Origin of the sequence: Microbacterium sp. NPDC056569 (assembly GCF_042793475.1) — a bacterium.
GTDB lineage: Bacteria > Actinomycetota > Actinomycetes > Actinomycetales > Microbacteriaceae > Microbacterium.
Genome location: NZ_JBHTUV010000016.1, coordinates 19,514 through 44,755 on the forward strand (window position 1 = coordinate 19,514; position 25,242 = coordinate 44,755).

The 25,242-nt window shown below is 70.1% G+C and carries 25 protein-coding genes; 22 read left to right on the plus strand and 3 right to left on the minus strand.

What is annotated here, in order from left to right:
* Positions 1–4: 4 nt before the first annotated feature.
* From ACFQ7C_RS17020 to ACFQ7C_RS17055, 8 genes are read left to right on the plus strand one after another with little or no spacing between them, the layout of a single operon-like run.
* On the plus strand, positions 5–820 hold the full coding sequence (locus ACFQ7C_RS17020) for an ABC transporter ATP-binding protein (protein WP_378903872.1): 816 nt from the start codon (positions 5–7) through the stop codon (positions 818–820).
* Positions 817–1,563: an ABC transporter ATP-binding protein gene (locus tag ACFQ7C_RS17025; protein ID WP_378903875.1), complete on the plus strand. Its 747-nt coding sequence runs from the start codon at positions 817–819 to the stop codon at positions 1,561–1,563. Before ACFQ7C_RS17020 ends, ACFQ7C_RS17025 begins: the two co-directional genes overlap by 4 nt.
* The gene (locus tag ACFQ7C_RS17030; RefSeq protein ID WP_378903877.1) at positions 1,560–2,435 is read left to right on the plus strand and encodes a branched-chain amino acid ABC transporter permease; all 876 of its coding nucleotides are present in this window, start codon (positions 1,560–1,562) and stop codon (positions 2,433–2,435) included. The genes ACFQ7C_RS17025 and ACFQ7C_RS17030 overlap by 4 nt, the downstream gene beginning before the upstream one ends.
* Positions 2,432–3,571 (plus strand): branched-chain amino acid ABC transporter permease, encoded by a 1,140-nt coding sequence (locus ACFQ7C_RS17035; RefSeq protein WP_378903880.1) that lies wholly within the window; start codon positions 2,432–2,434, stop codon positions 3,569–3,571. The genes ACFQ7C_RS17030 and ACFQ7C_RS17035 overlap by 4 nt, the downstream gene beginning before the upstream one ends.
* Positions 3,568–5,193, plus strand: a complete 1,626-nt coding sequence (locus ACFQ7C_RS17040; protein WP_378903883.1) for a class I adenylate-forming enzyme family protein — start codon at positions 3,568–3,570, stop codon at positions 5,191–5,193. The genes ACFQ7C_RS17035 and ACFQ7C_RS17040 overlap by 4 nt, the downstream gene beginning before the upstream one ends.
* Positions 5,190–5,870 carry a TetR/AcrR family transcriptional regulator gene (locus ACFQ7C_RS17045; RefSeq protein ID WP_378903886.1) on the plus strand — a complete coding sequence of 227 codons (681 nt, stop codon included), beginning with the start codon at positions 5,190–5,192 and terminating at the stop codon, positions 5,868–5,870. The genes ACFQ7C_RS17040 and ACFQ7C_RS17045 overlap by 4 nt, the downstream gene beginning before the upstream one ends.
* A complete protein-coding gene (locus ACFQ7C_RS17050) occupies positions 5,870–6,622 on the plus strand; it encodes a 3-hydroxybutyrate dehydrogenase (RefSeq protein ID WP_378903889.1) in 753 nt (250 codons plus the stop codon). Before ACFQ7C_RS17045 ends, ACFQ7C_RS17050 begins: the two co-directional genes overlap by 1 nt.
* Positions 6,607–7,536 carry an alpha/beta fold hydrolase gene (locus ACFQ7C_RS17055; RefSeq protein ID WP_378903892.1) on the plus strand — a complete coding sequence of 310 codons (930 nt, stop codon included), beginning with the start codon at positions 6,607–6,609 and terminating at the stop codon, positions 7,534–7,536. The genes ACFQ7C_RS17050 and ACFQ7C_RS17055 overlap by 16 nt, the downstream gene beginning before the upstream one ends.
* Before the next feature lie 66 nt (positions 7,537–7,602).
* Here the strand turns inward: ACFQ7C_RS17055 and ACFQ7C_RS17060 are convergent, their stop codons facing one another.
* On the minus strand, positions 7,603–9,972 hold the full coding sequence (locus ACFQ7C_RS17060) for a PxKF domain-containing protein (protein WP_378903895.1): 2,370 nt from the start codon (positions 9,970–9,972) through the stop codon (positions 7,603–7,605).
* A 251-nt stretch (positions 9,973–10,223) separates the two neighbouring features.
* Entirely contained in the window at positions 10,224–11,012 is a 789-nt protein-coding gene (locus ACFQ7C_RS17065; RefSeq protein WP_378903898.1) for an IclR family transcriptional regulator, read from the minus strand.
* A gap of 108 nt (positions 11,013–11,120) precedes the next feature.
* Between ACFQ7C_RS17065 and ACFQ7C_RS17070 the strand changes: the two genes are divergently transcribed.
* From ACFQ7C_RS17070 to ACFQ7C_RS17080, 3 genes are read left to right on the plus strand one after another with little or no spacing between them, the layout of a single operon-like run.
* A complete protein-coding gene (locus ACFQ7C_RS17070) occupies positions 11,121–11,921 on the plus strand; it encodes a CoA transferase subunit A (protein ID WP_378903901.1) in 801 nt (266 codons plus the stop codon).
* 1 nt (position 11,922) lies between these two features.
* Positions 11,923–12,576, plus strand: a complete 654-nt coding sequence (locus ACFQ7C_RS17075; RefSeq protein ID WP_378903904.1) for a CoA transferase subunit B — start codon at positions 11,923–11,925, stop codon at positions 12,574–12,576.
* A complete protein-coding gene (locus ACFQ7C_RS17080) occupies positions 12,573–13,757 on the plus strand; it encodes an acetyl-CoA C-acetyltransferase (RefSeq protein WP_378903907.1) in 1,185 nt (394 codons plus the stop codon). The genes ACFQ7C_RS17075 and ACFQ7C_RS17080 overlap by 4 nt, the downstream gene beginning before the upstream one ends.
* A 90-nt stretch (positions 13,758–13,847) precedes the next feature.
* On the opposite strand, the gene ACFQ7C_RS17085 is transcribed toward ACFQ7C_RS17080, so the two are convergent.
* Entirely contained in the window at positions 13,848–14,102 is a 255-nt protein-coding gene (locus ACFQ7C_RS17085; protein ID WP_378903910.1) for a hypothetical protein, read from the minus strand.
* 136 nt (positions 14,103–14,238) lie between these two features.
* Between ACFQ7C_RS17085 and ACFQ7C_RS17090 the strand changes: the two genes are divergently transcribed.
* From ACFQ7C_RS17090 to ACFQ7C_RS17140, 11 genes are all read left to right on the plus strand, one after another.
* On the plus strand, positions 14,239–15,705 hold the full coding sequence (locus ACFQ7C_RS17090; RefSeq protein ID WP_378903913.1) for a trehalose-6-phosphate synthase: 1,467 nt from the start codon (positions 14,239–14,241) through the stop codon (positions 15,703–15,705).
* Positions 15,702–16,493, plus strand: a complete 792-nt coding sequence (otsB, locus tag ACFQ7C_RS17095; protein ID WP_378903916.1) for a trehalose-phosphatase — start codon at positions 15,702–15,704, stop codon at positions 16,491–16,493. The genes ACFQ7C_RS17090 and otsB overlap by 4 nt, the downstream gene beginning before the upstream one ends.
* A gap of 63 nt (positions 16,494–16,556) precedes the next feature.
* Positions 16,557–18,275 (plus strand): dihydroxy-acid dehydratase, encoded by a 1,719-nt coding sequence (gene ilvD, locus ACFQ7C_RS17100; RefSeq protein WP_374974632.1) that lies wholly within the window; start codon positions 16,557–16,559, stop codon positions 18,273–18,275.
* Between the two features lie 47 nt (positions 18,276–18,322).
* Positions 18,323–20,128, plus strand: coding sequence for an acetolactate synthase large subunit (locus ACFQ7C_RS17105; protein WP_378903920.1), 1,806 nt, complete (start codon positions 18,323–18,325; stop codon positions 20,126–20,128).
* A gap of 3 nt (positions 20,129–20,131) precedes the next feature.
* Positions 20,132–20,641 (plus strand): acetolactate synthase small subunit, encoded by a 510-nt coding sequence (gene ilvN / locus ACFQ7C_RS17110; protein ID WP_045297961.1) that lies wholly within the window; start codon positions 20,132–20,134, stop codon positions 20,639–20,641.
* Positions 20,638–21,735, plus strand: coding sequence for a ketol-acid reductoisomerase (ilvC, locus tag ACFQ7C_RS17115; protein WP_378904082.1), 1,098 nt, complete (start codon positions 20,638–20,640; stop codon positions 21,733–21,735). The genes ilvN and ilvC overlap by 4 nt, the downstream gene beginning before the upstream one ends.
* A gap of 270 nt (positions 21,736–22,005) precedes the next feature.
* Positions 22,006–22,212, plus strand: a complete 207-nt coding sequence (locus tag ACFQ7C_RS17120; RefSeq protein WP_378903924.1) for a hypothetical protein — start codon at positions 22,006–22,008, stop codon at positions 22,210–22,212.
* Positions 22,213–22,292: 80 nt separating this feature from the next.
* Positions 22,293–23,012 (plus strand): copper homeostasis protein CutC, encoded by a 720-nt coding sequence (locus ACFQ7C_RS17125; protein ID WP_378903929.1) that lies wholly within the window; start codon positions 22,293–22,295, stop codon positions 23,010–23,012.
* 348 nt (positions 23,013–23,360) lie between these two features.
* Positions 23,361–24,215 carry a peptidoglycan-binding protein gene (locus ACFQ7C_RS17130; protein WP_378903932.1) on the plus strand — a complete coding sequence of 285 codons (855 nt, stop codon included), beginning with the start codon at positions 23,361–23,363 and terminating at the stop codon, positions 24,213–24,215.
* Positions 24,216–24,288: 73 nt separating this feature from the next.
* On the plus strand, positions 24,289–24,849 hold the full coding sequence (locus ACFQ7C_RS17135; RefSeq protein ID WP_378903935.1) for a DNA polymerase III subunit gamma/tau: 561 nt from the start codon (positions 24,289–24,291) through the stop codon (positions 24,847–24,849).
* Complete coding sequence (locus tag ACFQ7C_RS17140; RefSeq protein ID WP_378903938.1) at positions 24,846–25,220, plus strand: bacitracin resistance protein; 375 nt, start codon at positions 24,846–24,848, stop codon at positions 25,218–25,220. The genes ACFQ7C_RS17135 and ACFQ7C_RS17140 overlap by 4 nt, the downstream gene beginning before the upstream one ends.
* Positions 25,221–25,242 lie beyond the last annotated feature (22 nt).

Here is a 25,242-nt window from a genome sequence, read left to right on the forward strand (position 1 = left end):
AACGATGAGCACCACAGTCCCGCCCGCGCCCGCCGCGGAGCCCGCGCGCCGCGGCTCTCCGCTGAAGATCCAGGGCCTCGGCCTGCAGATCGGCGGCGCGACGATCCTGAAGGACGTCGAGCTCGACGTCGCCGCCGGCTCCCTCGTGGGCGTCATCGGTCCCAACGGCGCCGGCAAGACCACGCTCTTCAACGTGATCTCGGGGCTCATGAAGCCCACCGCCGGCCGCGTCGTGCTGGACGACCGCGACATCACGACGGTGTCGGTGCCCGCGCGGGCGCGGGCGGGACTGGGTCGCACCTTCCAGACCTCCAGCCTCTTCCCGAAGCTGTCGGTGCTCGAGAACGTGCGCCTGGCGGCCCAGGTGTCGCTCGGCGGCTCGGGTTCGCTCCTGCACTTCCCGAAGCGGACGGATGCTGCCACCGAGCTCGCGCTCGAGAAGCTCGAGATCGTCGGGCTCAGCCACAAGCGCGATGCGCTCGCGGGCGACATCTCGCACGGCGACAAGCGCAAGCTCGAGATCGCGGTGCTGCTGGCCACCGAGGCGAGCATCGTGCTGCTCGACGAGCCCATGGCGGGCGTCGCCTCGGGCGACGTCGCGGGGCTCGTGGAGAACATCCGCGACATGCAGCGCGAGAAGGGCTGCACCCTGCTGATGGTCGAGCACCACATCGACGTGCTCATGGGACTCGTCGAGAAGGTCGCGGTCATGTACTTCGGCACGATCATCGCGTACGACACGCCGCAGCGGATCATGGAGAACCCCCTCGTGCAGAGCGCATACCTCGGCACCGGTTCGACGGGGGAGGCTGCGGCATGAGCACGTTCGAAGCCGGGGGCGGCGCCACCGGCACCCCCGCCCACATCCTCACCGTGCGGAACCTCCGCTGCACCATCGCGGGGCAGCAGGTCGTGGAGGACGTCTCGTTCGACGTGCCCGCGACCGGCATCACCGCCGTGCTCGGGCGCAACGGGGTCGGCAAGACCTCGTCGCTCCGGGGCATCCTCGGCCTCATCTCGCGGCGTGGCGAGGTGACGCTCGCGGGCGACCGCATCGACGGCCTCCCCACGCACCGCATCGTGCGGCGCGGCGTCGGATACGTGCCCGAGGACCGCGAGGTCTTCTCGAAGCTCACCGTCGCCGAGAACCTCGCGCTGGCCGAGCGTCAGAAGAACCCCCGCCGCGAGTTCGTCGCGGAGCTGTTCCCCGACCTCGTCGCGCGCCGCGACCAGCCGGCCGGAACGCTGTCGGGCGGCCAGCAGCAGATGGTGTCGGTGGCGCGGGCGCTGCTCAACGACAACCGTCTGCTCCTCGTGGACGAGCCGACGAAGGGTCTCGCCCCGAAGATCGTGACCGAGGTCGCCGACGCCCTCCAGGAGGCGTCGAAGACCGTCCCCATCCTCCTCGTCGAGCAGAATCTCGAGGTCGTCCGGCGTCTCGCCGATGACGCCGTCGTCATCGCCGGTGGGCGCGTCGCGCACGTCGGCAAGGCGCGCGAACTCCTCGACGACGAGGACCTCACCCGCCGCCTCCTCGGCGTCCACGTGGAGCACGCCGTATGAGCACTCTCGTCCTCACCCTCATCACCGGCGTCGGTCTCGGCGCCCTCTACTTCCTCGTCGCCAGCGGGCTGAGCCTCATCTACGGCCTCATGCACGTGCTCAACTTCGCGCACGGCGCGTTCCTCACGCTGAGCGCGTTCATCGGTTTCCTGGTCGCGCAGGCGCTCGGCACCGACTCATGGGGATCGTTCCTCCTGTCCGTGCTCGTGGGGGCCGGTGTGGGGGCCGTGTTCGCGACGCTCACCGAACTCGTGCTCATCCGCCCGCTGTACGAGCGGCACATCGAGCAGGTACTGGTCACCGTCGGCCTGTCGTTCGCGGCCGTGGCGCTGTTCGAGGGGATCTGGGGCACCGACCCCATCCACATCGGCGGGCCGCCATGGCTCAAGCAGACGACCGAGATCCTCGGCGCACGCATCCCCAATACGTACTGGGTGCTGATGATCGCCGCGGTGCTCGTGCTCGCCGCCCTCGTGCTCTTCCTCCAGAAGACGCGCTACGGCATGATCATCCGGGCCGGCGTCGAGAACCGCTCGATGGTCACGGCGCTCGGCATCGACGTGCGACGCTCGTTCACGCTCGTCTTCGCCATCGGCGGCGCGGCCGCGGGAATCGGCGGCGTGCTCGCGATGCACTACTCGACCTTCGTGTCGGCGCACCTCGGGCAGACCCTCCTCATCTTCGCGTTCATCGTCACCGTCGTCGGCGGGCTCGGCTCGCTGCCCGGCGCCGCCGTGGCATCGGTCCTCGTCGCCGTCCTGCAGCAGTTCGCGAACTTCTACCTCGGCGGCACCGGCGACTTCATCGTCGTGATCCTGCTGGCACTCGTGCTGCTGGTGCGCCCGACCGGACTCCTGGGGAGGAAGGCATGACCGCCGTCACCACGTCGGAGCGCAGCATCCGTCGCTTCATGCCCGCCGTCTTGGGCGTCGTGCTCGTCGCGTTCATGGCGATGCTGCCGCTGCTCAACCTGTCGCTCCCGGGCATCCTGCCCACCCCGACCTACATGCCGGGAACGCTCGCGCTGCTCTCGCTGTGCATGGTGTTCGCCGCGCTCGCGCTCTCGTACAACCTGCTGCTCGGATCGGGCGGGATGCTGTCGTTCGGCCACGCCCTCTACTTCGGCGCCGGCGCGTACGGGCTGGGCATCGCGCTGGAGCACTTCGGCGTGCCGCTGTGGCCAGGTGTCTTCATCGCGCTGATCGGCGGCATGGTGATCGCGCTCGTGACCGGTGCCGTGTCGATGCGGGTCTCGGGCATCCCGTTCGCGATGGTGACGCTGGCGTTCGCGCAGGCGGGGTCGGTGCTGGTGCGCCGCAATTCGCAGGTCACCGGCGGCGAGGAGGGGCTCAGCCTCAACACCTCGCAGGTTCCGGACTTCCTCATCGGGGTCGTGAACACGCGCAACCTGTACTGGTTCACGCTCGTCGTGCTCGTGGCGGTCTACCTCGTCGTGCTGTGGGTCGACACCTCGCGTCTCGGTCACCTCGCCCGCGCGACGCGTGAGAACGAGCAGCGGGTACGCGTGCTCGGGCTGTCGCCGTACCGGGTGCGGCTCATCGTGTTCGTGATCGCCGCGGGGCTGGCGAGTCTTGCCGGCGTGGCGTACATGCTGCTGCAGTCGGGCACTGTGCCGCGGTCGGTCTCGGCCGACCTCACGATCACCGTCCTGGTGATGGTGGTGCTGGGTGGCGTCGGCTTCCGCTGGGGTGCCATCGTGGGCGGTGTGCTCTACACGCTGCTCGATCAGCGGCTCACGGTGCTCGCCGGTTCCGAAGCGATCGCCGGTCTTCCCGACGTGCTCCGCGTTCCGCTGTCGGAGCCGCTCTTCCTGCTCGGGGTGCTGTTCATCATCGTGGTGATGTTCCTCCCGGGCGGCATCGCGGGCACCATCGACGCCGCCGTCCGCCGACGTCGCGGCGAGAAGGTGCGCGGGTCTCTGCGACAGCTCGATGACGCCGAGCGGGCACCGGAGACGGCCGACGCGCCGGCAGAGGTGCGCGCATGACGTGGACCGCCGATCCCGACATCGACGACGGGCCGCACACGGTCGGCCGGTGGATCGTCGACCGCGCGACGCGGTCACCCGAGCGCATCGCGATCGACGATCGAGGAGTGACCACCGACTACGCGGCGCTCGCCGCCCGAGCGACGGAGCTCGCCGGCGCGCTGCGTCGGGCCGGCTATGGGCCCGGTGACCGCATCGCGACGGTGTCGGGCAACTCCACCGACCACGTCGTCGCATTCTTCGCGTGCGCGATCGCGGGCATCGCCTTCGTGCCGCTCTCGTGGCGGCTCACGCCGCGGGAGCTCGCCGACGTGCTCACGCGGTCGGCTCCGGCGCTGGTGCTGATCGAGGACGAGCACACCGCTCTCGCCGGAGAGGCGCTGCGCATCGCGGCCGTGGCCCCGCCGATCGCGGTGCTGGGCACGACGGGGGCCGAGGCATCCGTTCCGCGTTCCCTGCGCCCGCGGACGCGCCGGCCCGTGCGCGACGACGACCCGCTGCTGGTCATCTTCACGTCGGGCAGCGAGGCGGCACCCAAGGGCGTCGTGCTGACGCACGCGAACTGCTTCTGGAACAACCTCGCCCTCGCGCAGGCGCTGCCGCTGACGCAGGACGACGTCGTGCTCGCGATGCTGCCGCAGTTCCACGTCGCGGCGTGGAACTGCCAGCCGCTGCTCGCATGGTGGGTCGGCGCGACGGTCGTGCTCGAGCGGTCGTTCCAGCCGGCGCGCGTGCTGCAGCTCATCGCCGACCGCAGGGTCACCGCGATGATGGGCGTGCCCACGCAGTACGCCATGCTCGCGGGCGACCGAGAATGGCCGACGACGGATGCTTCGTCTCTGCGCCTCGCCCTGGTCGGAGGCGCGACGATGCCCGTGTCGCTGCAGCAGGCGTGGTCGGCGCGCGGCATCCCGCTGACGCAGGGCTATGGGCTCACCGAGGCGGCACCCAACGTGCTGCACCTGCCTACCGCCGAAGCGGTCGAGGCGCCGGGCGCCGTCGGCCGGCCGTACCCGCACGTGTCGGTGCGGATCGTCGATCCCGCGTCGGGACTCGTGCTCGAGGGCGAGGCCACCGGCGAGCTGTGGGTGCGCGGTCCGAGCGTCTTTGCCGGCTATCTCGGGGACGACGAGGCCACCGCGCGGGCGATGAGCGGCGAGTGGCTGCGCACCGGTGACCTCGTGTCGCGAGACGCCTCCGGCGTCTACCGGGTCGTCGACCGCCTCAAGGACATCTTCATCTCGGGCGGCGAGAACGTCGCCCCGGCCGAGGTCGAGTACGCCCTCTGCCTGCATCCGCTCGTGGAGGCGGCCGCCGTCGTGGGCGTGCCCGACGCGGTGTGGGGCGAGCGAGGGGTGGCGTTCGTCGTCCCCGTCGACGGGGCCGCACTGTCGGCCGACGAGGTGCTCGCACACGCGCGGCGCAACCTCGCCGCCTTCAAGATCCCGGTCCACGTCGAGTTCGTCGACACGCTGCCGCGCTCGACGATCGAGAAGCTGGCGCGATCACGCCTCCGCGCTGAGGCCCGGATGCTGGTCGAACCGGTTCCGGAGCAGGAAGATCGTGCTGGGGAGCGCACGCACGGTGTGTTGCACGAGCGTACGAAGGGGGAATCCCGATGAGCATGTCCGACGAACTCGTCGACCGGGAAGAGGAGCTGGTGTCGTCCGCCACCGGACGCCCGCTCACCAAGCGCGGCGAGGCGACCCGCCGCCGGCTGCTCGAGGCCGCGGAGCTCGTGTTCGCCGAGCAGGGCTATCACGAGGCATCCATCGTGAAGATCACCGAGCGCGCCGGCATCGGGCTGGGCACGTTCTACCTCTACTTCGACAGCAAGCAGGCGATCTTCGAGGCGCTCGTGCTCGACCTCAACCGCCGGGTGCGCCATTCCATGTCGGAGGCGATGGAGGGGGCATCCGGTCGGCTCGAAGCGGAGCGCGCAGGATTCGCCGGCTTCTTCCGCTTCACGGCGGAGCATCCTGCGCTGTACCGCGTCGTCCGCGAGGCCGAGTTCGTCTCGCCCGAGGTGCTGCGCATGCACTACACCCGCATCGTCGAGGGCTACGAGGCCGGGCTCCGCGCCGCGCAGACCACCGGCGACGTCGACCCCCTGCTCGACCCGGGTGTCGCCGCCTGGGCCCTCATGGGTATGGGCGAGCTGATCGGCATGCGGTTCCTCCTGTGGGAGCGCGATGCCGAGGGCAAGCCCCCGGCACAGCTCGACCCGGCGGTGTTCGCCGGCATGACCCGGTTCATCGACAACGCCCTCGCACCGCGAGCCGGCGGGAAGGACGCCTGATGGCAGAGCAGGATCTCGCGGGCAAGCGCGCGCTGGTCACCGGCGGCGCGAGCGGCATCGGCCTCGCATGCGCACACGAGTTCGCGGCGCGCGGCGCGCACGTCATCATCGCGGACCTGAACGCGGGTGCCGCGACGGATGCCGCCACCGCCGTCGGCGGTGAGCCCTGGGTCGTCGATCTCGCCGACACGACTGCGCTCGACGACCTGACCCTCGACGTCGACATCCTCGTGAACAACGCGGGCATCCAGCGCGTGGCGCCGATCACGGAGTTCGACCCCGAGGCGTTCCGGCTCATCGTGCGGCTCATGCTGGAGTCGCCGTTCCTGCTCATCCGCGCGGCGCTGCCGGCGATGTACGAGCGGGGGTGGGGACGCGTCGTCAACATCTCCAGCGCGCACGGCCTCCGGGCGAGCGCGTTCAAGTCGGCGTACGTCGCGGCCAAGCACGGCCTCGAGGGGCTGTCGAAGGTGACGGCCCTCGAAGGGGCATCGCACGGCGTGACGAGCAACTGCATCAACCCCGCCTACGTGCGCACCCCGCTGGTCGAGAAGCAGATCGAGGATCAGGCGAAGGTGCACGGGATCCCCGAGAGCGAGGTCGTCGAGAGGATCATGCTCACCGAGAGCGCGGTGAAGCGGCTGGTCGAGGCCGACGAGGTCGCCTCTCTCGCGGGATGGCTCGTGTCGGACAAGTCGGGCATGGTCACCGGCGCGTCGTACACGATGGACGGCGGATGGACGGCGCGGTGAGCGACTCGGCGACGGACCATGAGTATCGGACGCTCGACGTTCCGGTCGAGGGCGGCGTGCTGCGCGCCGGAGTGTGGGAACCGGTGGATGCTGCAGCCGACGCGCCGACCGCGCTGCTGGTGCACGGGGTCACGGCCTCGCACCTGGCGTGGCCGTTCGTCGTCGATCGGCTGCCGGGTGTGCGAGTGGTCGCTCCCGACCTGCGAGGGCGCGGGCGCAGCAACGGCCTCTCGGGTGGGGCGGGGATGGCCGCCCACGCCGCGGACCTCGCAGCGCTGCTCGATGCGCTGGACATCTCGCGCACGGTGGTCGTCGGGCACTCGATGGGCGGATTCGTCTCCGTCGTGTTCGCGCACCTGCACCCCGAGCGGGTCGCCCGGCTGCTGCTCGTCGACGGCGGGCTGCCACTCGACGTTCCCGCGGGGCTCAGCACCGACGAACTCGTGGCCGGCATCCTCGGCCCGACGGCGGCGCGCCTCTCGATGCGGTTCGCGAACGCGGGGGAGTACCTCGACTTCTGGCGGCGGCATCCGGCCTTCACCGACGCGTGGACGCCCGAGCTCGAGCGCTACCTCGCCTACGACCTCGTCGGCGACGGCGAGGGCGGATTCCGTCCGGCGACGAGCTACGCGACGACCGCCGACGACACCGTCGACATGAACACCGGCACGGCTCTGCCTGCGGCGCTGGCCGGGCTGCAGCATCCGACTCGGCTCATCACCGTGCCTCGCGGTCTGCAGAACGATCCGCCCGGCCTGTATGCGCCGGAGCATCTCCGGCGGCTGCTGGGGGAGTACCCCGAGGTGCAGCACGAACGGGTCGACGGCTTCAACCACTACACGATCGTGATGTCACCGTCGGGTGCCGACGTGGTCGCCGCCGCGGTCCGCGAGGAGCTCGCGGCGCGGGTGTGAGCCGGTGCGTCGAGCGCCCGGCGACTCGCGGTGATCGCGAGCCGCCGGGCGCTCTGACCGTTCGGGCTACTTCGTCTTGAACTGCGCCTTCAGCGTCGATCCATCCGCCGTGGTCAGCGTGACCTGGTAGCACTTGCCGGCGGTCTTGGGCGTCGCCCAGTTCTGGATCCACTGGTGGGCCGTCGCGTCGTACCGCAGCGTCGTGCCACCGGTGGTCGCGAACAGGTCGTCGCTCACTCCGTCCTTCGGGTCGCAGCTGATCTGATAGGCGACGAATTTCGCGGCCAGCTTCGTGACGTCGGTGACCTCCTCGGTCCCGGCGCGCACCGTGAACTTGAGTGGCACGGTCGAGCCGCCCTTCACGATGTTGAGCACCGTGTCGCCCATGTCGACCGGCTTGTAGAAGCCGTCGAACTTCCACGCCTCGATCCGGAACGTCGCCGTCCCCTCGCCCTCGAGGTGATTGGCGTCACCCGGGTACGTCGCCTTCGCCGTGGCCGGCGTCGTCGGAGTGCTGACCGCCGTATTGCCGAAGTACTCGACGGGTGTCACGGCCTGGTCGAGGTCACCCGCGCCCGTCACCCAGGCGGTGCAGGGCTCGATCGCCGACCCCGTGAAGGGGATCGCGGCCGTCGGGCACGTGACCGTGACGGTGACGGGGGCCTTGGCGATCTCGAATCCGCCGTTGGCCGTGGTGCCGTGATGGTTGTCGTCACCCGGCCACGAAGCGGATGCGGTCACCGCCCCGGCGTTCGTGTTCGCGGAGTACATGACGCCGGCGCCGAAGTCCGGGAGCGCCACGGCGGAGACTGTGGCGGTGCACGGAGTCAGCGGCGAGCCGGTGTAGACCACCGAGACCGGGCAGTCGAGCGTGATCGACGACGACGCCTTGTCGATGGTGAAGTTCGCCGAGTCGCTGCTGGGCTCATGGTTCGCATCGCCCGCGTACTGGTACGAGGCCGCGGCGGTGCCCGCGTCGGTGTTGTTCGCATACGACGGGGTCGGTGTGTCCACGACGCCGTAGTCGGCCGTCACCCGCGCCGTGCACGGCGTCAGCGCGACGCCGGTGTACGTGTTCGGGCCGGTGCAGGTGACCGTCGTCGTCGTCGGTGCCTTCGCGATGGAGAACGTCACCTCTGCGGTGCTGCCCTCGTGGTTCGTGTCGCCCGCATACTCGGCCTTCGCCGTGGCGTCGCCGGCATCGGTGTTGTCCTCGTAGGTGACCGTCACCGGCTCCGAAAGGTCGCCGGCTCCCGTGACGGTAGCGGAACACGTCTTCTGCGGCGCGCTGTTGTACACGGTGTCGGAGCACTCGAGCGTGATCGACGACGTCGCCTTGCCGATCGCGATGCCCACCGAGCCTGTCTGCTTCACGTAGTTCGGAAGCTCGAACGACCAGTTCGCCGGGCCGCCCGGCACGTCTCTGTACGACTCGCCGAGCTGGAGCGCGTGGCTCAGGTCGACGCCGCCGAGACCGGTGCACGAACCGGTTGCCCCATGCAGCGCTCCGTCGTAGATGCCGATGTACCCGTCGACCTCACAGCTCGCGTCGGCAGCCTCGATGGCGAAGGTCTCGGTGTCGTTCGATCCGAGCAGGTTGCCGTCACCGGCGAAGGAAGCGGATGCCGAAGCAGTGCCCGCGTTGGTGTTGTCGCTGTACGACGGCGTGAGGTCCTCGTCGAGTCCGGGTCCGCTGACGTTGGCCGTGCAAGGAGTCTGCGCCGAGCCGGTGTAGGTGACCGACGCGGGACAGTCCACGGTCGTCGTCGTCGCCGCCTTGACGATGTCAAATGTCGCGCTACCGCTGCTCGCCTTGTGCGCGGCCGTGCCCGCGAAGGTGGCGGATGCGGTCACGGTCCCGACGTCGGTGTTGGCGGTGTAGCTGACGGGAACGGACTGTGAGAAATTGTTCGCGCCCGTGACGGTGGCCTGACACGGGGTGGCGGCCGAGCCGGAGTACGGGACCGAGGTCGGGCAGGTGACCGTGGTCGTGGTCGGGGTCTGACAGTCACCGACCGTCCACTTGACGGTCTTCGTGACACTGCGCGTGATCTGGCTGTTCGCGACGTTCTTGCCGGATCCTGAGAACGTCACCGTCGCGCTGAACGGGCCGGACACGGTTCCCGCAGTCACCGCGATTGTGGCGGAAGCGCCGGTGGGCGAGTACGTGTCGTTCGCGAATGCCGTCTGCCAGTCGTTCGGAAGCGTGAAGTCAGTGGTCGAGTCGGCCGCAATGCTGACCTGCAGCGAACCGGAATTCGTCGAGGCGGTCACGTCCACGGCCGCGTTGTTGCCGAACACCTGCGTGCCGGCACCGTTGTGACCGCTGCTCTGGACGTAGATGCCCACCTGCCGCGTCGTCTGGCTTGCGCACGCCACGGTGCCGAGAATGATGTCGGCGGTCTGGACGCCGGTGGTCAGCAGGTCCCCGTCCACTTCCAGATTGTCGGCATGAGCCGCGCCTGCTGTCGAGATCAGAAGTGCTGACACCGCCAGAGCGATTGCGGACAGCACAGACGTCCGTTGTTTCATTGGTCCCTCCCCAGGGATACTGCTCCCCGAGCAGGCCTCATCGCCGTTCGGGTTGCGAACAAGATAGCCGACCCATGACGAACCTGATGAGGAACTGCGGGCACCTTAGCCGCGTCCTGAGGTGCCGCGCTCCGGATCGGGAGTCGCTCTCGGCGTCAGCGGGAGGCGGCGATCCGGGTCGTGAGCTGGTGGGCGTGAGCCAGCAGCGTGCGGCCGAGCTCGGGGAGGCGGTCCGGGCCGAAGCGGAACTCGACGCCGGTGAGGCTCAGGGCCCACTGCGGATGGCCCTCGCGCGTGAACACCGCGGCACCGATGCCGTACGAGCCCTCGACGATGAGCCCGGGGTTGACGGCGTAGCCGCGCTCCTGGGTGTCGCGAAGGCGCGCGCGCAGCCGCTGCTCGCCGTGCGCGGCACCCCATTCGGTGGAGAGCTCGGGGTGACGCTCGAAGTAGGCGTCCACATCGTGAGGCGGCAGGAAGGACAAGATGGCGAGTCCGGCCGACGCGACACCCAGCGGGAACCGCACCCCCTCCGACAGGACGAAGGAGCGGATGGGGAAGCTGCCCTCCTCGCGCATCAGGCACACCGTCTCGTCGCCCCGGCGGACCGAGAGGAACGCACTCTCCTCGGTGCGGACCGCCAGCGAGCGCACGATGTCGCGCGCGACCGCGGTGATGTCGTATCGGGATGCTGCGACCGTGCCCATCAGGAACAGCTCCGGTCCCGCCATCCAGCGGCCGGTGCGCTCGTCCTGGTCGACGAGACCCTCGTGGCGCAGCGCGGTGAGCAGGCGGTGCGTCGTGGGACGCGTGAGGTCGGCGCGACGGGCGAGTTCGGCCACCGGCATCCCGTCGTCCCCTCCCGACGTCACCAGGCGCAGAAGCTGCGCGGCGCGGGCGATCGACTGTGCTCCGGGAACGGTGCGCTTGACTCCGGTGTCCACAATATGGACGGTACGACGCGCGATGGCCACATGGCAAGCGGCGAGGTGGTGCGGGCGTTCGCGGAGTCGCAGGATGGTCACCGAGCGACCGGAATGCAAAGGAGCAGAATGATCGACAAGACCTGGGGATCGGCGGCCGAGGCCGTCGCCGACATCCCCGACGGGGCGTCTCTCGCGGTGGGAGGGTTCGGGCTCTCCGGCAACCCCAGCGCTCTCATCGAGGCGTTGCTCGCGCAGGGCACGAGCGACCTCAGCATCGTCAGCAACAACTGCGGCGTCGACGACTGGGGCCTCGGCATCCTGCTGAGCGCGAAGCGCATCCGCAAGATGACCTCGTCGTACGTCGGCGAGAACAAGGAGTTCGAGAGGCAGTTCCTGTCGGGCGAGCTCGAGCTCGAGCTGACGCCGCAGGGAACGCTGGCCGAGAAGCTGCGGGCCGGCGGCTCCGGCATCGCCGCCTTCTACACCCAGACCGGCGTGGGCACGCAGGTCGCCGAGGGCGGTCTGCCGCGCCGCTATTCCGCTGACGGCAGCATCGCGGTCGCGTCACCTGTCAAGGACGTGCGCAGCTTCGACGTGTCGGGCTCGCCGCGCGACTACGTGCTGGAGGAGGCGATCGTCACCGACTTCGCCCTCGTGCACGCGCTCAAGGGCGACCGCCACGGCAATCTCGTGTTCAACAAGGCCGCCCGCAACTTCAATCCGCTCGCCGCGATGGCGGGGCGCGTGTGCATCGCCCAGGTCGAGGAGCTCGTAGAACCGGGCGAGCTCGAGGCGGACAGCATCCATCTCCCCGGCATCTATGTGCACCGCATCGTGGAGGTCGGATCCGACATCGAGAAGCGCATCGAACGGCGCACGGTCTCGGTCGCACAGGCCGCCGCGCGCGAGATGCCGGAAGGAGCCTGACATGCCGCTCACCCGCAACGAGATGGCCGCCCGCGCGGCCCAGGAGCTCGCCGACGGCGCCTACGTCAACCTGGGGATCGGCCTGCCGACCCTCGTGCCGAACTTCGTGCCGGAGGGCGTCACGGTCGTGCTGCAGTCCGAGAACGGCATCCTCGGCGTCGGGCCCTACCCGACGGAGGAGAACGTCGACCCCGACCTCATCAACGCCGGCAAGGAGACGGTCACGACGCTGCCTGGCGCGGCGTTCTTCGACTCCGCGACGAGCTTCGGCATGATCCGGGGCGGCAAGATCGACGCCGCCATCCTGGGTGCGATGCAGGTGTCGGCCACCGGCGATCTCGCGAACTGGATGATCCCCGGCAAGATGGTGAAGGGCCCGGGCGGCGCGATGGATCTCGTGCACGGCGCGGCGAAGGTCATCGTCCTCATGGAGCATGTCGCCAAGGACGGCTCGGCGAAGATCGTGAACGAGTGCTCGCTGCCCCTCACGGGGCGCGGGGTCGTCGACCGCATCATCACCGATCTCGCGGTGATCGACGTGACGGATGCCGGACTCGTCCTGGTCGAGACCGCCCCGGGCGTCACCGTGGAAGCGGTCATCGCAGCGACCGAACCGGAGCTGACGGTCGCGGTCGGAGAGAGAATCGAAGCATGAACCACGACGACGTCGTCATCGTCGCCGCCGCGCGCACTCCGCAGGGGCGACTCAAGGGCCAGCTGGCGCCGCTCACCGCGGTGCAGCTGGGCAGCGCCGCGATCAAGGGCGCTCTCGAGCAGGCGAACATCCCTGCGGACGCCGTGGACGCGGTGCTCGTCGGCCAGGTGCTCGCGGCCGGGAGCGGGCAGAACCCGGCGCGTCAGGCGGCGGTGGGCGCCGGCATCCCGTGGGATGTCCACTCCGGCTCCGTCAACAAGGTGTGCCTGTCGGGCCTCACCGCCATCATCGACGGCGCCCGCATGCTCGCCACGGGTGACGCGACCGTCGTGGTCGCCGCCGGCATGGAGTCGATGACCCGCGCCCCGCATCTCTTGATGGGCTCCCGCGACGGCTGGACGTACGGCTCGATCGAGGTGCTCGACCACATGGCCTACGACGGACTGACCGACGCCTACGACCGCGAGAGCATGGGGGCATCCACCGAGCGCCACAACGAGCGGCTCGAGGTCACCCGTGAGGCGCAGGATGCCGTCGCCGCCCGGTCGCACCAGCGCGCGGCGGCCGCGCAGGCCCAGGGTGTGTTCGACGCCGAGATCGTGCCGGTCGAGATCCCGCAGCGCAAGGGCGACCCCGTCGTCGTGACGAAGGACGAGGGCGTCCGGCCCGACACCACCGTCGAGACGCTCGCCGGACTGCGCCCGGCGTTCGCGTCCGGCGGCTCCATCACGGCGGGCAACTCGTCCCAGATCTCCGACGGCGCCTCCGCCGTCGTGCTCACGACGCGGTCGCACGCCGACGAGAACGGCTGGGACGTGCTCGCGGTGGTCGGGGCGTCCGGCCAGGTGGCCGGACCCGACAACTCGCTGCACTCGCAGCCCGCGCGCGCGATCGAGAAGGCGCTGGCCAAGCAGGGCATCGCCGCGGGCGATCTCGACATCGTCGAGATCAACGAGGCGTTCGGTGCCGTGGTCGTGCGCTCGCAGGCCGAGCTCGGCCTCTCGGACGACGTGGTCAACCCGCACGGCGGCGGCATCGCCATCGGACACCCGATCGGGGCATCCGGCAACCGCCTCGTCGTACACGCGGTGCACGAGCTCGTCCGCCGCGGCGGCGGCACGGCCGCCGTGGCGCTGTGCGGCGGCGGCGGTCAGGGGGACGCGCTCATCCTCACGCGCTGAGCAGGAATCGCGAAAGGGTGGATCTCGGCATGCTGATCGTGCCGAGATCCACCCTTTCGCGAGTCAGAGGCCCGGAGCGGGGACCGGGGTTCAGGGCTCGATGCGGCGCCGGAGGAGCTTCTTCTCGCGGCCGTGGATGGGGGAGTCGTTGGCGATGAGCTCGCCGCGCGAGGCGCGGCGGACGTCGACGATCGCGCCGATCGCGAGCGCCAGCGAGATGCCCCAGCTGAGCCAGGCGAGCGCCATGCGCCACGTGAACGGCTCGTTCTCACGAAGCCCCCTCATCAGAGTCAGCCCGCCGGTGATCGCGGTGAGGAGGCCCGTGCCGAAGAGGTACTTGCGCATGGGGCCACGTTAGCGCGGCGCGGTCGCGCGCCGCGCCCCTTGACAGAGCGTCATGCCGTGCGTCAAGGGGACTCGGGGCAGACCCGGGGCGCTGTAGCCTGGGCGTGCCGAGTCCACGAAACCGTCAGGAGACCGCGTGACAGAGCCCGCCGCCCCCACCGCCGAACTCGTCGTCGTCGCCAACCGGCTCCCGGTCGACCGCGTCCTCGACGGGGACGGCGAGCCAGGCTGGCGGCGTTCGCCCGGCGGCCTCGTGACGGCGCTCGAGCCGATGATGCGCCGCACCGACGGCGCCTGGGTCGGCTGGCCCGGCCAGCCCGACATCGAGGTGGAACCGTTCGAGTTCGAGGGCACGCATCTGGTGCCCGTCGCGCTCAGCGCCGAAGATGTCGAGCTGTACTACGAGGGCATGTCGAACGACACGTTCTGGCCGCTCTACCACGACGTCATCGCCGAGCCGCGGTACCGCCGCGTGTGGTGGGACTCGTACGTCAAGGTGAACCGGCGCTTCGCCGAGGCCGCCGCGGCCGTGGCCGCCGAGGGAGCCACGGTCTGGGTGCAGGACTACCAGCTGCAGCTCGTCCCTCAGATGCTGCGCGAGGCGCGACCCGACCTGACGATCGGCTACTTCCACCACATCCCCTTCCCGGCGTACGGGCTCTACTCGCAGCTGCCCTGGCGCCGACAGGTGCTGGAGGGGCTGCTCGGTGCCGACGTCATCGGCTTCCAGCGCGTGGCCGACGCCGGGAACTTCGCCCGTGCGGTGCGGCGGCAGTTCCGCTACGAGACGAAGGCTTCCGGCATCACCGTCCCCAACCCGGACGGCACCACCCGCCGCGCGCTGGCGAGGGCGTTCCCGATCTCGATCGATGCGTCTTCGTACGTGGAGCTCGCTCAGCGCGACGACGTGAAGGCCCGCGCCAAGGAGATCCGCGAGAGCCTGGGCAACCCGAGGAAGATCCTGCTCGGCGTCGACCGGCTGGACTACACCAAGGGCATCCGGCATCGCATGAAGGCCTTCGGAGAGCTCCTCGAAGACGGGCGCATCGCCGTCGAAGACGTCACGCTCGTCCAGGTCGCGAGCCCGAGCCGCGAGCGTGTCGCGGCGTACATGCAGCTGCGCGACGAGATCGAGCTCACCGTCGGGCGCATCAACGGCGACCACGACACGATGGGCCACACCGCGATCCGCTATCTTCACCAAGCGTACCCGCGGGAGGAGATGGTGGCCCTGTTCATGGCAGCCGACGTCATGCTGGTCACCGCCCTCCGCGACGGCATGAACCTGGTCGCGAAGGAATACGTCGCCGCGCGCATCGACAACCGAGGCGTGCTGGTGCTGAGCGAGTTCGCGGGCGCAGCCGACGAGCTGCCGAGCGCGGTGCGGATCAACCCGCACGACATCGACGGCATGAAGGACGCCATCATGCGTGCCATCGAGATGCCTCCCGCCGAGCAGGGGCGTCGTATGCGGGCGCTGCGCAGGAAAGTGCTCGAGAACGATGTCGCGCGGTGGTCGCAGTCGTTCCTCGACGCACTCGACGGTGCGCGCGAGCGGAACAGGTTCGCTTCGCTCAACAAGGCGGCGGAGTCGCGCGCATGACCGTCGATGTGGCCGCGGCCGACGCGGCGATCGCTCGGCTCGCAGCATCCGATCGCCTTCTCGTCGCGCTCGACTTCGACGGCACGCTGTCGCCTCTCGAAGACGAGCCGATGGACGCACGGATGCTGCCCGCCGCCCGTGACGCCGTGAACGCCGTGGTCGCGGCGCCGGACACCGTGGTGGCGTTCGTGTCGGGGCGGAGCCTCGTGGACCTGCGTGTCATCGCCGAGCACGACGACGCGTCGCGCGTGCTGCTGGCCGGATCGCACGGCGCGGAGTTCTGGGTCCCCGGCGAGGGGCTCGCCAGCCACGGCGAGGACGAGGCCGACGTCGCGCTGCGCGACGCGCTGCGCGGGCGCGCCGAGGACGCCACGGCGCACCTCGATGGTGTCTGGATCGAGCCGAAGACCTTCGGATTCGGTGTGCACACGCGGCGTGCGACGGCCGAGGCGGCGGCCGAGGCGAACGGCCTGGTCGACGAGATCGTCGCGGCGGGGGCGCCGCACTGGCGCCGGCGCACCGGGCACAACATCGTCGAGTTCGCCTTCCGCCACGAAGGCAAGGACTCCGCCATCGCCGAACTGCGTGAGCGCGTCGGTGCGACCGCTGTGCTGTTCGCCGGCGACGACGTCACCGACGAAGACGCGCTCGCGAGCCTCGGCGATGGAGACGTCGGTGTCCGCGTGGGGACGGGACAGACCTCCGCGACCGTCCGCGCTCCCGACATCGCTGCTCTCGCCGGGCTGCTGCAGCACCTCGCAGCGGCGCGTTCACGGAGTCGCGCCTAGGTCGGGGGCGCCGCTCCCGTCACTCGGGGCGAGCGGGTCGCTGTGCGGGAATACACTGAACCAATGGCCCAGCCCGATTCGCTCGCTGACAACTCCATCGACATCAAGCCCCGCAGTCGCGTCGTCACCGACGGCATCGAAGCCACGACGTCGCGCGGCATGCTCCGCGCCGTCGGCATGGGCGACGCGGACTGGGACAAGCCGCAGATCGGCATCGCGTCGAGCTGGAACGAGATCACCCCCTGCAACCTGAGCCTCGACCGGCTCGCGCAGGGCGCCAAGGAGGGCGTGCACGCCGGAGGCGGCTACCCGCTGCAGTTCGGCACCATCTCGGTGTCGGACGGCATCTCGATGGGCCACGAGGGCATGCACTTCTCCCTCGTCTCGCGCGAGGTCATCGCCGACTCGGTCGAGACCGTCATCATGGCCGAGCGCCTCGACGGCTCCGTGCTCCTGGCCGGCTGCGACAAGTCGATCCCCGGCATGCTCATGGCCTCTGCCCGCCTCGACCTGTCGAGCGTCTTCCTGTACGCCGGCTCGATCGCGCCGGGCTGGGTCAAGCTGTCGGACGGCACCGAGAAGGACGTCACCATCATCGACTCGTTCGAGGCCGTGGGCGCCTGCCTCGCGGGCAAGATGAGCGAGGCCGACCTCAAGCGGATCGAATGCGCGATCGCCCCGGGCGAGGGCGCGTGCGGCGGCATGTACACCGCCAACACGATGGCCTCGGTCGCCGAAGCGCTCGGCCTCAGCCTTCCGGGCTCGGCCGCGCCGCCCTCGGCCGATCGCCGCCGCGACTACTTCGCCCACCGCTCCGGCGAGGCGGTCGTCAACCTCCTCCGTCAGGGCATCACGACGCGCGACATCCTCACCAAAGAGGCGTTCGAGAACGCGATCGCGCTCGCGATGGCGCTGGGCGGCTCGACCAACGTCGTGCTGCACCTCCTCGCGATCGCCCGCGAGGCCGATGTCGACCTCAGCCTGCACGACTTCAACCGCATCGGCGACAAGGTGCCGCACGTCGCCGACATGAAGCCGTTCGGCAAGTACGTCATGAACGACGTCGACCGCCACGGCGGCATCCCCGTCATCATGAAGGCGATGCTCGACGAGGGCCTGCTCCACGGCGACGCGCTCACCGTCACCGGCAAGACGCTCGCCGAGAACCTCGCCGACCTGAACCCCGACCCGGTCGACGGCACCGTCATCCACTCCTTCGACGACCCGATCCACGCCAAGGGCGGCATCACGATCCTGCACGGCTCGATCGCCCCCGAGGGCGCCGTCGTCAAGTCGGCCGGCTTCGACGCGGACGTGTTCGAGGGCCCCGCCCGCGTGTTCGAGCGTGAGCGGGCGGCGATGGACGCCCTCGAGGCGGGCGAGATCGCCGCAGGGGACGTCGTCGTCATCCGCTACGAGGGTCCGAAGGGCGGACCCGGCATGCGCGAGATGCTCGCCATCACCGCCGCCATCAAGGGCGCTGGGCTCGGAAAAGATGTACTACTCTTGACGGACGGCAGATTCTCAGGCGGCACAACCGGCCTGTGCATCGGCCACATAGCACCCGAAGCGGTGGACGCAGGTCCCATCGCCTTCGTGCGCGATGGTGATCTGATACGGGTCGATATCGCGGCTCGCACTCTCGACCTACTCGTCGACGAGGCTGAGCTTGACTCCCGCCGCTCGGGCTGGGAGCCGCTTCCCCCGCGCTATACCCGTGGCGTCCTTGCCAAGTACTCCCGACTCGTGCGCTCCGCTGCGGAGGGCGCGACCACCGGTTGAGCCTGGCTTCCGACATCCCCTCCGACCCCCTTCAGAGGAAGATCACCATGTCAGCCGACACCGCCGCGGCCGTTCCCCGGCCGCCAGCCCGCACCGCCTCGACGCCCGTGCTCACGGGCGCGGAAGCGGTCGTCCGTTCGCTCGACCTGCTCGGGGTGACCGACGTCTTCGGTCTTCCCGGCGGCGCGATCATGCCCGTCTACGACCCGCTCATGGATGACGACGCCGTGCGTCACATCCTCGTCCGGCACGAGCAGGGCGCCGGTCACGCCGCGGAGGGCTACGCCGCGGCATCGGGCCGCGTCGGCGTGGCGCTCGCGACGTCGGGTCCGGGTGCGACCAACCTCGTCACCGCGATCGCGGACGCCTACATGGACTCCGTGCCGATCGTCTGCATCACCGGGCAGGTCTTCTCGACCCTCATGGGGACGGATGCCTTCCAGGAGGCCGACATCGTCGGCATCACGATGCCGATCACGAAGCACTCGTTCCTGGTGAAGCGCGCCGAGGACATCCCCGGCGCGATCGCCGCGGCGTTCGAGATCGCGTCGACCGGTCGTCCGGGCCCCGTGCTCGTGGACATCACGAAGGACGCGCAGCAGGCCGAGGTGCCCTTCGTGTGGCCGCCGAACGTCGACCTCCCCGGGTACCGTCCGGTCACGAAGGCGCACGGCAAGCAGATCCAGGCAGCCGCCCAGCTCATCGCCGACGCCAAGAAGCCCGTGCTGTACGTCGGCGGCGGCGTCGTGCGCGCCCGTGCGTCCGAGGAGCTCCGGTCGCTCGCCGAGACGACCGGCGCGCCGCTCGTGACCACGCTGATGGCGCGCGGCGCCTTCCCGGACTCGCACCCGCAGCACCTCGGCATGCCCGGCATGCACGGCACCGTGCCGGCGGTGCTCGCGCTGCAGGAGGCCGACCTCATCGTCGCGCTCGGCGCGCGGTTCGACGACCGCGTCACCGGCAAGGCCGCGCTCTTCGCGCCGCACGCGAAGGTCGTGCACGTCGACATCGATCCCGCAGAGATCTCGAAGATCCGCACGGCGGACGTGCCCATCGTGGGCGACCTCAAGGACGTGCTCGTCGACCTCGACGTCGCGTTCCGCGCGGTCAGCGGCGCCGCCTCGCCCGACATCACGGAGTGGTGGTCGTTCCTCGACGGCCTGCGCGACGAGTTCCCTCTCGGCTACACCCAGCCGAGCGACGGGCTCATGGCGCCGCAGTACGTGATCCAGCGCATCGGCGAGCTCACGGGCCCCGAGGGCATCTACGCCGCAGGCGTCGGACAGCACCAGATGTGGGCTGCGCAGTTCATCAAGTACGAGCGTCCGAACGCCTGGCTGAACTCGGGCGGCGCGGGCACGATGGGCTACTCGGTCCCCGCGGCGATGGGCGCGAAGGTCGCCGCGCCGGACCGCGTCGTGTGGGCGATCGACGGCGACGGCTGCTTCCAGATGACCAATCAGGAGCTCGCCACCTGCGCGATCAACAACATCCCGATCAAGGTCGCGATCATCAACAACTCGTCGCTGGGCATGGTGCGCCAGTGGCAGACGCTGTTCTACGACGGCCGCCACTCGAACACCGACCTCAACACCGGCCACGGCACGGTGCGCATCCCCGACTTCGTGAAGCTGGCGGAGGCGTACGGCTGCCTCGCGATCCGCGTCGAGAAGGAAGAGGACGTGGATGCCGCGATCCAGAAGGCCCTCGAGACGAACGACCGTCCCGTGGTCATCGACTTCGTCGTGAGTGCCGACGCGATGGTGTGGCCGATGGTGCCGCAGGGCGTGAGCAACAGCTTCGTCCAGTACGCGCGGGACCACTCGCCCGCCTTCGACGAGCAGGAGGACTGAGACATGACGAGTCACGTGCTGAGCCTCCTCGTGGAGGACAAGCCCGGCCTGCTGACGCGCGTCGCGGGTCTGTTCGCCCGACGCGGCTTCAACATCGAGTCGCTCGCGGTGGGCGTCACCGAGGTCCCCGGGCTCTCGCGCATCACGGTCGTCGTGGACGTCGACGAGCTGCCCCTCGAGCAGGTCACCAAGCAGCTCAACAAGCTCATCAACGTCATCAAGATCGTCGAGCTCGACCCCGCGGCATCCGTTCAGCGCGAGCACATGCTCGTGAAGGTGCGCGCCGACAACCAGACCCGGTCGAACGTGCTCGAGGTGGTGAACCTCTTCCGGGGCCAGATCGTCGACTATGCGCCCGACGCGCTCGTCGTCGAGGTGACCGGCGACAAGGGCAAGGTCGACGCGTTCCTGCGGGCGCTCGAGCCGTTCGGCATCAAGGAGCTGGCGCAGTCCGGCCTCGTCGCCATCGGCCGCGGCGGCAAGAGCATCACCGAGCGCGTGCTGCGCGGCTGACGCTTCGGCACGCCCCGCCGCAGCATCCAACACTTTCCAGAACCGATCAATCAAGGAGAAACACGAAGATGGCTGAGATCTTCTACGACGCCGATGCCGACCTGAGCATCATCCAGGGCAAGAAGGTGGCGATCGTGGGCTACGGCTCGCAGGGTCACGCGCACGCCCAGAACCTTCGCGACTCGGGTGTCGAGGTCGTCATCGCGCTCAAGGACGGCTCGAAGTCGATCGAGAAGGCGCAGGACGAGGGCTTCGAGGTCAAGTCGGTCGCCGACGCGGCCGAGTGGGCCGACGTCATCATGATCCTCGCGCCGGACCAGCACCAGCGCACGATCTACAACGACAGCATCAAGGACAAGCTGACCGCGGGCAAGACGCTCGCGTTCGCGCACGGCTTCAACATCCGCTTCGGCTACATCGACGCGCCCGAGGGCGTCGACGTCATCCTCGTCGCACCGAAGGCCCCGGGTCACACGGTGCGTCGTGAGTACGTCGCGGGCCGCGGCATCCCCGACATCATCGCCGTCGAGCGCGACGCGTCGGGCAACGCCTGGGCGACCGCGCTCTCGTACGCGAAGGCCATCGGCGGCACGCGCGCCGGCGTCATCAAGACGACCTTCACCGAGGAGACCGAGACCGACCTGTTCGGCGAGCAGGCCGTCCTCTGCGGCGGTGTGTCGCAGCTGGTCCAGTACGGTTTCGAGACGCTCACCGAGGCCGGCTACCAGCCGCAGATCGCCTACTTCGAGGTGCTGCACGAGCTGAAGCTCATCGTCGACCTGATGTGGGAGGGCGGCATCGCCAAGCAGCGCTGGTCGGTCTCCGACACCGCCGAGTACGGCGACTACGTCTCGGGCCCGCGCGTCATCGACCCGCGCGTCAAGGAGAACATGCAGGCCGTGCTCGCCGACATCCAGTCGGGCGCGTTCGCCAAGCGCTTCATCGACGACCAGGACAACGGCGCGGTCGAGTTCCTCGAGCTGCGCGAGAAGGCCGCCGCTCACCCGATCGAGTCGGTCGGCAAGGACCTGCGCTCGCTCTTCGCGTGGAAGCAGCAGGACGCGGACTACGTCGAGGGCAACGCGGCGCGCTGATCCCCGGCCGCTGAGCGCACGACGCGCGATCGTCACCGAGAGCCCGGGCCCGAAAGGGGCCCGGGCTCTCGGCGTTCGTCGGTGGGGGGAGTGGCCGCGGATCGCCGGCGAGAGGATGTCTGCGCAGATCGGATGCTGCAGCCGAGGTCGCATTCCGATGCCGGAGGCTGCGACGCTCTGTGTTTCACGGCCCGGCGTATCAGCGCACGACAACCGCCACTCATCCACACAGCCTCGCCAACCCGGGCGAGCATCACGAAAGGAACGGCCATGGACGGGAGCACCCTGACCTTCACGGCCGACCGGCTCGATCGCGAGCGGGCGGCCGCCCTGGATCGCGAGAACGAGATCCTCCGCCGCATCGCCGACCGCGGTGCGACGGTCACTCCCGAGAGCCCGGCGTCGCACGTCGTCGCGGGCCTCGGAGTGTGGTTCCGCAACCTCTTCACGAGGCCGCGGCAGCTGCGGTTCTCCTGAATCCGCAGAGACCCGCCGCCCGGGAGCGGCGGGTCTCGCCGTGTCTACGGCATGGGTTCGCCCCGAGCTAGGCTCACGTCATGCCTGCACCGCGCCCCATCGAGATCGCCGTCCAAGACGCCGCCGGTGCGCGCGTCGCCATCGCCGCGGGCGCCGCACGCGTGGAACTCTGCCAGGCCCTGGACGTCGGCGGCCTGACGCCGTCGCTCGCGACCCTCGAAGCCGTCCTCGCCGCTGTCGACCCCTCGACCGTGAACGTGCTCGTGCGCCCCCGCGGCGGCGGGTTCGTCTACGACACCGAAGAGGTGGCGCTCGTGTCGGCCGACATCCGCGCCTGCGTCGACCGCGGCGCGGGCGGGGTGGTCGTCGGCGCCCTCACTCCCGCAGGCGGCCTCGACGTCGAGACGCTGCGGAGATGGCGGGATGCTGCCGGCCCGGCGACTCTCGTGTTCCACCGCGCCGTCGACGCCGCCGCGGACCCCTCCGCCGTCTTCGACGCGCTCGTCGCCGAGCGCGTCGACCGTGTGCTGACGTCGGGCGGAGCGCCGCGGTCCATCGACGGACTCGAGGCGCTCACCGCGTTCGCGGCACGATCGGGCGATGTCGAGGTGATGGCGGGCGGCGGCGTGCAGCCGGCCGACATCCCTGCGCTGTTCGCAGCGGGCGTGGACGCCGTGCATCTGTCTGCGCGGTCCCGCGCCGGACGCGACGCTCCGTCGGGACCGGGCGGCGGCTCGGCCGGCCATGACGTCACGGACCCCGCCATCGTGGAGCACGCCGTCGCCGCGGCAGCAGGCTGAGGCGACCGTCCCGCGTCCGTGCACCGGATGATCGCCGGCGCGCCCGTGCCGGCGATCCTGTGCGCGACACGGTCGGAGCGTGCGCGACACGAGACGTGTGACCACATTCCACGCAGCATCCGTTCTCCTCATCTCGGCGGCTGGCGGCTGTACCGCTGCTGCCGGGCAACCACGACAACACGCGCGGCGTGAACTCCAGGTGGATCTGGCGGCGGGCGTGCTGGCGGTCGACACCTTCTCGATGCGGTGTCCCTCGCGCGAGACTGACGTATCAGGGCGCGCGGGGCCCACCTCGGAATCGTGAGGGGCGCGAGCCCCGCACATTCGACCAGAAGCAGAGGAGCTGTCATGAACGTCGAACCGTGGAGCACCGTCGGACCGGGATCGACGGCGCCGGTCGTCCCCGGCATCCAATACCTCCTGCGGGCGCACGGCCACGCCGTCGTCGTGGACGGCGACTACGGGCCTGCGACCGCAGCCGCGGTCAGCGCCTTCCAGACCGCGCAGGGCGTTCCGTCCGACGGCATCGTCGGAGCCGTGACCTGGCCGCGCCTCGTCATCGCGGTGCAGCAGGGGTCCACCGGCGATGCCGTGCGGGCCGTGCAGCAGTTCGGTCTCCCGCGGTCGCCGGGGGAGGATCCGCTCGTCGTCGACGGCAGCTTCGGCCCGATCACGAAGGAGCGGGTCGAGTTCTTCCAGGAGTCGTGGGGGCTCACCCTCGACGGTGTCGCGGGTCGCGAGACCTGGTCGTTCTTCAGCACGTTCGTGCCCGGCGACCGCCCGTGGGCGCTCGTGAAGCAGGGGTCGTCGCAGGCCACGAACTGGCGCGTGCTCGCTGCGCAGCACCTGCTGCGCGCGCACGGCGCGACCATCGCCGCCGACGGCGCGTTCGGCCCGCTGAGCGGCCAGGCCGCCAAGACCTTCCAGCAGACCCTGCGCGCCGTCGAGATCTCGACCACGCTCGGGCAGCTGGACTGGCCCAGCCTCATCATGACCGTGAAGCAGGGCGACGGCCCGGCCGGCGCCGAAGGCGAGGCGGTGCGCGCCGTGCAGACGCTCCTCGCCGGGCTCACCGTCGACGGCGACTTCGGCCCGCTGACGGATGCCGCCGTCCGCGAGTTCCAGCAGATGTTCGCGCCGCCGGCGGACGGGATCGTCGGTCCCGAGACCTGGCACACCCTGATGCTGCGGCTCTTCGAATGAGTGCTGCGGGCCTGAGCGTCGCCCGCAGCGGGTGTCGCTCGGGGCCCTCGCCCCGCGGCACTACGCTGAGAACGTGACGACCGGACGCGACGACGACGCCCTCACGTGGGACGGCGACGACGATCCCACGCTCGACCACGGCGCGACCGGCGAGCCGAGCGCCGACGCCGAGCCCGAGGCGGAGACCCCGCCCCCGGCCGAGGCGTCGAAGGTCGAGCTCCCCGAGGGCTTCACCGCGGTCGGTCGGGGCAGCGACGCCGTCGGCGCGGAAGGCCCAGCCGACGCGGGGGCTGCAGCATCCGTCGCCCCCTCCGTCGACACGACCGCAGAGCGTCACGCGATGGGCAACGGCACGCTGATCGCCTTCGGCGTGCTGGGCGGCGTCTACGCCCTGTACGCGATCGGCTGGCTCATCGGCGGCCTGCGCCTGCAGGGCAAGGCGCAGTACCTCGTCCTCGACGTCATGTACCAGGGCAGCCTGTGGCTCGCCGTGCTCGCGCCGCTGCTGTGGTTCGCGACGGCCTTCCTCTTGACCCGCGGAGCGCGCGCGTGGGTGCGGTTCGCGTGGCTCGCGGCGGGAGTCGTGCTGCTGCTGCCCTGGCCCTTCGTGATGATCGGGGCGATCGGACAATGAGCGACGACGTGACGGATGCTGCGATCCCGGCCGCGAGGCGAGGAAAGACGCCCACGTGGCTCGTGGCCGCGATCTCGGGCGTGGTCGGGCTGTTCTACGCCTACGCGGTCTGGAACGCCGTCGGCAACCTCGTCGCGACGCTCGGCGTGTTCGCCGACGCCGGCCTGACGCTCAACGCGCTCGGATGGTTCATCTGGATCTTCGCCGCGGTGTTCCCGCTGCTGGTGTGGGGCGGAGCGTTCGCGATCGGGTACCGGCGCGCGCCGCACGAGCTCCTCCTCGTGATGCTCACGGGCCTCGCACTCGTCGCCGTCTTCTGGCTGAACGTCGTCGCCTACACGACCCTCAACTCCGCGTCGTTCCTGGGCTGAGCACGCGCGCGGCGTCACACGG

Bases quoted from the DNA above. Each gene is read 5' to 3' on its own strand.
- ACFQ7C_RS17020 (WP_378903872.1), top strand. From the start codon at position 5: ATGAGCACCACAGTCCCGCCCGCGCCCGCCGCGGAGCCCGCGCGCCGC.
- ACFQ7C_RS17025 (WP_378903875.1), top strand. From the start codon at position 817: ATGAGCACGTTCGAAGCCGGGGGCGGCGCCACCGGCACCCCCGCCCAC.
- ACFQ7C_RS17030 (WP_378903877.1), top strand. From the start codon at position 1,560: ATGAGCACTCTCGTCCTCACCCTCATCACCGGCGTCGGTCTCGGCGCC.
- ACFQ7C_RS17035 (WP_378903880.1), top strand. From the start codon at position 2,432: ATGACCGCCGTCACCACGTCGGAGCGCAGCATCCGTCGCTTCATGCCC.
- ACFQ7C_RS17040 (WP_378903883.1), top strand. From the start codon at position 3,568: ATGACGTGGACCGCCGATCCCGACATCGACGACGGGCCGCACACGGTC.
- ACFQ7C_RS17045 (WP_378903886.1), top strand. From the start codon at position 5,190: ATGAGCATGTCCGACGAACTCGTCGACCGGGAAGAGGAGCTGGTGTCG.
- ACFQ7C_RS17050 (WP_378903889.1), top strand. From the start codon at position 5,870: ATGGCAGAGCAGGATCTCGCGGGCAAGCGCGCGCTGGTCACCGGCGGC.
- ACFQ7C_RS17055 (WP_378903892.1), top strand. From the start codon at position 6,607: ATGGACGGCGCGGTGAGCGACTCGGCGACGGACCATGAGTATCGGACG.
- ACFQ7C_RS17070 (WP_378903901.1), top strand. From the start codon at position 11,121: ATGATCGACAAGACCTGGGGATCGGCGGCCGAGGCCGTCGCCGACATC.
- ACFQ7C_RS17075 (WP_378903904.1), top strand. From the start codon at position 11,923: ATGCCGCTCACCCGCAACGAGATGGCCGCCCGCGCGGCCCAGGAGCTC.
- ACFQ7C_RS17080 (WP_378903907.1), top strand. From the start codon at position 12,573: ATGAACCACGACGACGTCGTCATCGTCGCCGCCGCGCGCACTCCGCAG.
- ACFQ7C_RS17085 (WP_378903910.1), bottom strand. From the start codon at position 14,102: ATGCGCAAGTACCTCTTCGGCACGGGCCTCCTCACCGCGATCACCGGC.
- otsB (WP_378903916.1), top strand. From the start codon at position 15,702: ATGACCGTCGATGTGGCCGCGGCCGACGCGGCGATCGCTCGGCTCGCA.
- ilvD (WP_374974632.1), top strand. From the start codon at position 16,557: ATGGCCCAGCCCGATTCGCTCGCTGACAACTCCATCGACATCAAGCCC.
- ACFQ7C_RS17105 (WP_378903920.1), top strand. From the start codon at position 18,323: ATGTCAGCCGACACCGCCGCGGCCGTTCCCCGGCCGCCAGCCCGCACC.
- ilvN (WP_045297961.1), top strand. From the start codon at position 20,132: ATGACGAGTCACGTGCTGAGCCTCCTCGTGGAGGACAAGCCCGGCCTG.
- ACFQ7C_RS17120 (WP_378903924.1), top strand. From the start codon at position 22,006: ATGGACGGGAGCACCCTGACCTTCACGGCCGACCGGCTCGATCGCGAG.
- ACFQ7C_RS17125 (WP_378903929.1), top strand. From the start codon at position 22,293: ATGCCTGCACCGCGCCCCATCGAGATCGCCGTCCAAGACGCCGCCGGT.
- ACFQ7C_RS17130 (WP_378903932.1), top strand. From the start codon at position 23,361: ATGAACGTCGAACCGTGGAGCACCGTCGGACCGGGATCGACGGCGCCG.
- ACFQ7C_RS17140 (WP_378903938.1), top strand. From the start codon at position 24,846: ATGAGCGACGACGTGACGGATGCTGCGATCCCGGCCGCGAGGCGAGGA.